Raw genomic sequence first — 8,729 nt, forward strand, 5'->3', positions numbered from 1 at the left:
CAGGTTGGATATTTATTTCTTGGCTTGAACCGACTCTAATATGCAAGGAACTAGAAGATTTGGCTTCCCGCAAGACTTGCACTGGTTTATTAGAAACTACTCCCTTTTCTTCTAGTCTCTGAACAATTCTTCTTGTATCGTCACTGCTGATAATTCGATCGACTATTGCTATTTGCCCTGTTTTTAAATCCGATAAATTCATTATCATTACTTTTTATTAATTGATTGTTATTATCTTCTCCAAGATCTTAATACTATATTATATCTAAAATATAATTTCAAGCTTTAATACTAAATGTAACATAGAACTACAAAAAACAAAATTTGCCCCTTGCGAATCAACAAGGGATTTACATTCTACTTAGAGAGAAAGATTTAATTGTTGATACCAATTTACTTAAATAAAGTTTTCAATTCATACAATCTTAGTTTGTAAGCATTTCCTGCGGAATGCGGAGTTAACAACTAGCTCGTTGGTCAGCTCTCAGGTATGACGGCAATAACTGCTAAGATTAGGAATTGAGCTTTTTATCTATTTTATTTATACTTTTAATTCTCCCTCAATACTATCAATACTAATTCCACTTCTGGCTGACAATAAATTAATCGCGCTATGACTAATATCAAATCCGGGGGAATTGGACATAAAAAAATTCTCTAATCGTCATAAATACGCTCATCTTTGTGATTCTCTCTCCTCCTGTACGTCGCCAATCTGATGGTTCCCCTAGCTGACTCTTAAAGACTTAACCAATCTATAACTGTTTAAGCGGATTTGATATAATAGCTGACGGCTGAATGCTTATAGCAGTCGAAGCAAAGGTTAGGACATTTATAAATGCCCAAACTCAGTCAGGGATTACTTTTGAGTTTTGAGTTTTAAATTGTGCGTAGTGCTATACCTTAGTCTCAACTTTTAACTTTTGAATACATGACTTTTGAATTCCGTTGACTCCTAAAAAATAGCCTAGCTATTTGTAATACCAATTTCATAAAATATTGCAAAGCGTGAGGACACAGGGAACAGGGAACACCGGAGCTGGGAACAGAGAAAGAAAAACATAAATATTAAAGAGGAAAAAAGGTGGAAATTTTAGAATTTATGGAATTTATAATTTTTTCTTTTAAGAAGAAATCACAAATTAAGATGTAACTGCCTTTGCGTGAATTTGGTATAACAAACATTTATCAATTTGGTATTAGGTATTATACAAAAGCAAAAGTAGGAGTAGGTTTTTAACTTACTCCCACAACTTACAGCAGATTCGGTGATTAATTTGGTACAGCTTAAGAGTGAATATTTTTTGCCTGTTCCCCACTCCCTAATCCCTATTCCCTAAAAATAAATATATGTACTGCACAAAGTAGGAAACTGCTGTATATAGCATTTACCAAAAAGTGTAAGATAGAGCTATAGCAATCCTATTTCAATAGTAATATTTTTGTGGTAGTTAGGAGTCAGGAGGACCGAGTCAGAATTTTCAAGGTTTTTCCTCAATCTTAACTATTATAAAAATCTCACAAATCATTTAGGATTGCTATATAAACTAATTTTCACCTAACATTTATTTCAGAAGCCTAAAGCCAAAGCTCCTTGATAGAAAATAAAACTAGAAACCCAAGCTAAAACTAATGGAAATACTAAAGAAAGTAAAGAAAATTTCCATGATTTTGCTTCTTTAACTATAGTTGCTAAAGTAGATAAACATGGGGTATAAAGCAAACAAAAAATACAGAAACTGTATCCTTGAATAAAAGTAACTGTCTCAGCAATATTACTACTAACATTCTGTTCGCTCATACTGTAAATAACAGCTAAAGAACCAATTACTATTTCTTTAGCAATAAAGCCAAAAAATAGGGATAATGTTAAATAAGGATTAATCCCAATTGGGTCCATGATTGGACTCATAAATTGACCAATTTTACCGCCAATTGTATCTAATCCTGTTGCACCTGGTGGTAAACTTGTAAGTACCCAAACTGCAATACAACCAACAGTAATAAAGCCTGATGCTCTGACTAAAAATTCTCTGACTTCTCCCCAACTTCTCAGTAAAACTTGTTTTAATGTAGGTAAACGATAAGGAGGTAGTTCTAGAATGAAAGGTTCTTCATTTTTATATACCCCTTGAAATAATGCTGCGGTGATAATAGCTACTAAAAAACTGAGGATATATAGAGAGAATAAAACTATCGCTCCATTACCATTAGGAAATACTGCAGCAATAATAAATACAAATACTTGCAGTCGTGCCGAACATAAACCAAAAGGAATGATTAACATGGTTAATAGTCGCAAAGCAGGCGATCGCATTACCCTAGTTCCCATTAATGCTGGTACATTACAACCAAACCCCATTATATGAAGTACAAAACTACGTCCATCTAAACCTAATTTTGCCATAAAGGCATCTATTAAATAGGCAGAACGTGATAGATAACCACTATCTTCTAGCACTGCCATAATAATAAAAAATACGATAATTAATGGCACAAAAGAAGCAACAGTAGTTACCCCTGCCCAAACTCCATTAATAAGAAAGTCTTGAACTATCTCTGGAAAAAGTTGAGCTAGAGGTTCAACAATTGATGACTGTACCCATTCAACAACTATTTCGAGCAGGTCTATTGAGGGAAGTCCGATGTTCCAAACTGCCCAAAAAACTAGAAACATTCCGAGGAAAAATAAGGGTAAACCCCACACAGGATGAAGGAGTATTTTGTCAACTTGAGCTGTGAAGTTTTGTGCTATTTGGGAAGGCATAAGTACAGCACCATTTAAGACTGTATCTATATCACTCAGAGAAATATCTTCCTGTGCTTCTATCCAAGATGTGAGATTATTTAATTTGACGGAATTTTCTACATTTTTTAACTCTTCAGAAATTGCCATATATGCATTCATATAGCCTTTGCCATATTTAGCACTAATTAGAAACACTGGCATTTCTAATCGTTTTGATAATTCTTCTGTATCTATTTTAATTCCATATTGTTTTGCTTCATCTGACATATTCAGCATCAAAACTGCTGGTAAACCCAAGGCTTTTATCTGTAATGGCAGTCTAATTTGACGGTCAATTTGTGCAGCATTAATAATAACTAATACTAAGTCAATGGCATAATTTTCTAAGAATGTTTGAACAACTTTTTCGTCTTCGGAAAAACCGTTAAAGTTATAAATTCCTGGTAGGTCTACAAATTCAGTAGTTTCACCATTTATTTTGACGTTAGCTTGCAAGAGATCGACTGTTACTCCAGGCCAGTTTCCCACATGAGCAGAAACTCCAGTAATTCGATTAAAAAATGTTGATTTTCCAGTATTTGGCATCCCAATTAAAGCAACTCTTTTTGTTGCTTTAGATTTTGAGATTGTTGTTGTAGTTTTAGCGGTATGACAAGTCATTATCTTACCTATTATTTATCTTAAAGTTAGCGAGATATTTTTATGGCTTTATTATAAACATAAATTATGAAAATTAGGGATTATTTTTAGAATCTTTAAGTTTTTGTGGATATTTTTCCAAAATATTTCGAGGGCTTATATAAAGCAAAAAAAGCATAAAGTTAAAGCGTTCGACAAATATTGAAAAGCTGAATACTTATGGTGATAAATCAGCTCTAATATCATGTTCGGACGGGTCAGTTATAAATAAAATTTAAGGACTGACAGTACCGACGGTATCAAATAAATACTGAAATTGTCTTTACTTTTCTCCAATATTTCCTCTTTTTCTCCAATATTTCCTCCTGACTCCTGACTCCTGACTCCTGACTCCTGAGGACTCACAACATTTATTTATAAGTATTCAACCGCAATTCGTAGCTCCCCCGGAGGGGGAACATGATATAAAGCCTCAAAAATTCTCTCTTCTGCTTTTCTTTTCTATAGAATGTTGCACAAATGAAAATATAGAAATTTATGCAGGATTAACAATCCAAAAATAGACTGCAAAGTATAAAACTCTCATTGATTTTTATTTACTATAAGAGATTTTTTTCTAAACCCAAATAGAACTGCTATAAAAAAGTTAAATTACTTAAATTATACTCAATCCGATTATTAAAAAGTACTTTTGAGATCAAATCCACTTAATTCAGTATAAAAAAATGTTCCATCTGAGTGCCATTGCCAAATCTTTATCGATATCCCCACATTCCCCCTCCTGGGAGGGGTTAGGGATGGGTCTCCAAACTATGAATCTAATTACACAAATTCTACCGGATTTGATATGAGTTATACTTTCTAACCTTTCTGCTTTATCCTCCTAATAAATATCTTATTGCTCGGATTTAGTATTAAGTAGATAGACATAAATAATTAGGGTTTGCTGAAAAAGTATTTTAGTAGGGGTAGGAGACAGCTATACTGGAGACAGGAGACAGGAGAAATGGATCGGGAGCGAGGAAGTAGGAGCGGGCGTTTTGTAAGAATGATTTTTCTGCCCAACTATGCGCCTAAAATACGCTCCATGCATGAGCGTGAAGAGCTGAAACAGGCGCACTTTTTTCGTTCCCAAAAAGGCACTTCTCTTTATATGTCAATGCTTTTATATTTAATCAGCAAACCCTAATTAGTAAAATGGAAACTATTTGGAAATTCCAGAAGTAATTGAGATTGCTTTCCGTTCCGGAATGCTCCGCAAACCTTCCACTCCGTTCCAGTCGCAATGAAATTTTACATTTATATCATGTCCAGTTCAACAGTTATAAATAAACGACGGATTCCTCAGGAGTCAGGAGCAAATAAAGAAGAATAAAGAGGAGGAAAAGGAGAAGTTTTTTTATCACTAATTATCCGGAAATGATATTAATTATACTTATACAAATTCACTTTAGGGATATCACAAATAGTTTCCAACTTTAAATGTAAAATAATTGCCCGAAACTATTTTCTTATCAAAGTTTTTAGTCGATTAAATCTAACTTCTGACTTCTGACTTCTGTACGTCGATAATCCGACTGCTCCCCGATCTGAATTCAGTGAAACGGTATTACAATGGATAATTGACAATGGATAATTGATAATTAATCCCCAAAGGTTTAAAGTCTCTCCTTTTAAGGAGAAAAAAGCGGTTGAGGGATGGCGAGGTCCCCTCGCCATATCCAATCAACCAAGACAGCGGTCGTTAGCGGAGCTTCCCGTAGGGTGGGATGGCGATCTTCGGAGCGGGTCTGCAAGAACGGGTCTCCTCGCCATATCCAATCGACCAAGAGAAGAAATCTGATTTCCTTATATTCAATTCCGTAACGGTTTTAACCTTCTTGTAATTATCCATTATCAATTGATGAACTACTTACTTTGGCTCTATCTCTAGACTACCGTCTGCATAGAGCAAAATAGCAAACTCAGTCCATTCTATTTTATTCGTAGAATTAGGCTTAACTAAATTCGGCAGTGGTGTACTGCTCAAATGGTTTTTTGCTATTTGATTAAAAGCTTCGTAAGAAATAATATCTCCATTTTTATCTACCTTAACTAGATAAATTGCTGTTTGTTTAACTGGTTTTTTCCAGTTTTTATCGATCTTAGTGTAGAGTTTTTGTTGTAATGTAGCAATTTCTTTGTTGTCGGTAATTCTTTTACCTATTGATTCTACGTTTTCGATGTCAGAATTAGTTGTTGTTGCTACCGGATTAATGGTATTTTCAATAGTTGCTTGATTTGTCGTTTCAAGGGCATCAGATTTATCAGTTACGGCATCCAAATTTCCGGTTATTTTTGGTGCAGATAAAGTTGTATCTACCGTCTCTAATTTTTCATTTTCCGTTAATTGTGAAGTCGAATTAGAAACAATATTAGCAGTAGTTTGTTGTTGATCGCCTCCATCGATATTTCCATGATTCAAAAGTTGATAAATTTCAGCCAGAACAACTATAACAATAGCAGTTAATGTCAGTAATGAGAGAGTTTTAACTTGTTTAGTTAACTTTATTACAGACTTGGGAAACATCTCATAATCTTCTGATGAATTTGTTTCCTCATCCCCATCTGTTTTAATCACGATCATTTCTGCTTCATGAGACCGGATAGCTATTTCTGTGCTTAAACCAACTCGAATGTGCAAAGGCCCACTAAAAGTTCCCTCTCGCAAGACTTGCACTGGTCTATCAGAAACTACTCCCATTGCTGCGAGTCTCTCAACAATTCCTTGATCGCGACCAATATTTAAAACTCGATCGACTATTGCCATTTGCCCTGTTTTCAAATCAGCTACATTCATTTTGATTACCTCTGACGTTATTACTTAAATGTTGTGTAGATATTGTGGTAATTACTATCTTGTATTCTGCATATAATCTCAGACTTACAGCACTTTTTAGGATGGTGAGGTAAAGTTATTATGTTGCCTGTTGCCTAAAGTCCTAAAACTTTGTACCTCCAAGACTCGAAAACTGCTGTAAATGTATCGTCAGCAAATCCTCAATAATTAATAATTAATAATTAATAATTAATAATTAATAATTAACAATTACCTCTCCTAGAGAACGGATAGGATTGACTCAAAGGAAAATTTTTGCTTGTTTCTCCTTTAAAGGAGAGACTTTAAATCTTAATTATTCGGTAATGACCGAGGAACGAGAAAGACTGAATATATGACCGAATTTTCCTTTCTACTACTTATTGCTGATCAATGATTTTGGAACAGACAATAATATCGCTAGCAGGATTAAGTCCCAAACCAATATTGCGGTCTCCTACTGCCACAATTACCGAACCACTAGGGTTGTTACTAATTACCTCTAGCTCAACTCCTACTACCAATCCCATTTTTTTCAAGCGACTATCCATCTCATCTATAGCATTGATCGTAATAATATGTAAGCGATCGCCCCGTTTTGCTTGTGTCAGTGGAAAGTTAGTTTCTACTACTTGTTGATAAGTTTCTTTAAGAGTGTGATGGTTGTTTTCCTCTTTCAACTCAATATAGTTGCTGTCTCCCAGAAATGTAAATTCCCATGCTTTCTCCTTCCTCTCTACATTATTAGATTCCGATCTATCTTCATATTTTTTATCCATTAATTTATGTAAACAGTTGAGATTTATTTTCATTTAGTATAGTAACGATAGCAGAGTAGTTTGTCAAGTTTAATATTTGACATTATTCAAAACTGGAACTAGAGAAAATCAGGAGCTATCAATTATATTATCTCTCTCATCTACACTGCTATTAAGAAAGTATTAATTTATTTTCAATACTTTTACTGGCATTGCTGAGGAGCGGGATGAATATAAGTGGTAATATCAAATCCGCTAGGGTTCGGTATAAAAAAAATTTTCATCTTCATCCAAGAGCAAATGTTTCGCGCATTCTCTTCCCTCCTGACTCCTGACTCGGTCCTCCTGACTCCTAGATTAACTATCTAATTACACCGATGCTACCGGATTTGATATAAGCGGGGGCAGGCATCCTGCCTGTCCCTGCCAAGGAGTGAAAATATCAGGAACGAAAATATCAGGAACGGGCAAAATGCCCCCCAAGCACAAAACTATTAAAATCATCCCGCATTTGTGCAACGCCCTTCTACTAAATCAGGACTTACGCAAAATATCAAATCATATACTATCCGTAGGGGTGAACGGCCGACTTTATAGCGCTTTTCACATAGATAGACTACAGTTAGTATGGGCAACCCAAAAGCATTGATTTTTCTACTCCCTCTCTTTGTGCGCGTTCCCTCTCTTAGTCAACATTCCCTCTCTTGGTCAGCATTCCCTTGCTACTAACTTGGTCGCGGGGTCTGACCGCTTGCGTCTGTCACCGACGCGGGGTCGCACCGCTGTTGCCTGTTGCCTTGCGCGTAGCGCTATTTCTCACCCAATAACTTTTGAAGGAGATTCATTGAACATTTCTCCTGCTTGTAAACGCTTCATATAACTTGCTTGGTCTGTTGCCACTTTACCACAGAGAAAATAAGCACCAAGCAAACTCGGAAAAGCAAGAGTTATTTTCATAGCATCACTAAACTCAATGACTGCTTCTGGGTTAGTAACCGTACCCACAAAGATACCTACTAAGAACAAGATTTTATAGATAATCACACCTCGGTTTCCAAATAAATATTGCCAGCAAACTTGACCATAGTAACTACTAGAAATCATCGTAGAAAAAGCAAACAAAATTATACAAATTGTCAAAATAGCAGGAAACCAGTCAATCACAGTAGTAAAAGCGGCTAAAGTTAGTTCTGAACCATTGAGAGTCGCAAATTCAGGATTATTGTAAACGCCAGTAATAATAACTACTAAAGCGGTCATATTACAGATAATGACAGTATCAATAAATGGTTCTAGCATTGCTACAATACCTTCTCGAACAGGTTCATCTGTCTTTGCCGTAGCATGAGCGATCGCTGCCAAACCCAATCCTGCTTCATTAGAAAAAGCTGCACGGCGAATCCCTTGTATTAGCGCTCCCACAAAACCCCCTGCCATAGCTTGGGGAGCAAAAGCGCTATGAATTATAGTAGAAATTGCGTGAGGAATAGCAGTAAAGTTAGCTAAAATTACCCATGAACCTGCCAGAAAGTAAACGCCACACATTGTCGGTAACGCGTTGCCAGCGATTTCGTTGTCACCGGACGAGGCGCGCCGGTATTGTGCGGGCCAGCGCCTCGGCGGGCGGGCGGAGGCGCCAGCCGAAACGTACCGGGTCCTGGGGCCGGACGGCGGCTTTCTGGGGCTCGCGACCCTCGACGCCGAGCAGGTATTGCGGCCAGAACGG

8 protein-coding genes are annotated in these 8,729 nt (G+C 36.3%); 3 read left to right on the forward strand and 5 right to left on the reverse strand.

What is annotated here, in order from left to right:
- Together F6K13_RS07660 and feoB are read right to left on the reverse strand one after the other, a co-directional pair.
- Nucleotides 1-202, reverse strand: a 202-nt coding sequence (locus tag F6K13_RS07660) for a FeoA family protein (RefSeq protein ID WP_287287151.1), incomplete at its 3' end; no start/stop codon positions are given.
- 1,368 nt (nt 203-1,570) lie between these two features.
- Entirely contained in the window at nt 1,571-3,409 is a 1,839-nt protein-coding gene (feoB, locus tag F6K13_RS07665) for a ferrous iron transport protein B (RefSeq protein WP_124155634.1), read from the reverse strand.
- Nucleotides 3,410-4,331: 922 nt separating this feature from the next.
- Here feoB and F6K13_RS07670 point away from each other — a divergent pair.
- Together F6K13_RS07670 and F6K13_RS07675 are read left to right on the forward strand one after the other, a co-directional pair.
- Complete coding sequence (locus tag F6K13_RS07670; RefSeq protein ID WP_124154729.1) at nt 4,332-4,577, forward strand: hypothetical protein; 246 nt, start codon at nt 4,332-4,334, stop codon at nt 4,575-4,577.
- Between the two features lie 447 nt (nt 4,578-5,024).
- On the forward strand, nt 5,025-5,231 hold the full coding sequence (locus F6K13_RS07675) for a hypothetical protein (protein ID WP_287287152.1): 207 nt from the start codon (nt 5,025-5,027) through the stop codon (nt 5,229-5,231).
- 69 nt (nt 5,232-5,300) lie between these two features.
- On the opposite strand, the gene F6K13_RS07680 is transcribed toward F6K13_RS07675, so the two are convergent.
- The 3 genes from F6K13_RS07680 to F6K13_RS07690 form a co-directional block, all read right to left on the reverse strand.
- A complete protein-coding gene (locus F6K13_RS07680; protein WP_124146480.1) occupies nt 5,301-6,227 on the reverse strand; it encodes a FeoA family protein in 927 nt (308 codons plus the stop codon).
- Nucleotides 6,228-6,625: 398 nt separating this feature from the next.
- Entirely contained in the window at nt 6,626-7,024 is a 399-nt protein-coding gene (locus tag F6K13_RS07685) for a FeoA family protein (RefSeq protein WP_161564653.1), read from the reverse strand.
- Between the two features lie 795 nt (nt 7,025-7,819).
- Nucleotides 7,820-8,572 carry an alanine:cation symporter family protein gene (locus F6K13_RS07690; protein WP_375340656.1) on the reverse strand — a complete coding sequence of 251 codons (753 nt, stop codon included), beginning with the start codon at nt 8,570-8,572 and terminating at the stop codon, nt 7,820-7,822.
- A gap of 4 nt (nt 8,573-8,576) precedes the next feature.
- Here F6K13_RS07690 and F6K13_RS34965 point away from each other — a divergent pair.
- A partial coding sequence (locus F6K13_RS34965) for a tRNA pseudouridine(55) synthase TruB (protein WP_353735644.1) occupies nt 8,577-8,729 on the forward strand: 153 nt, incomplete at its 3' end.

It is taken from the genome of Okeania sp. SIO2B9 (genome assembly GCF_010672505.1).
Taxonomy (GTDB): domain Bacteria; phylum Cyanobacteriota; class Cyanobacteriia; order Cyanobacteriales; family Microcoleaceae; genus Okeania; species Okeania hirsuta.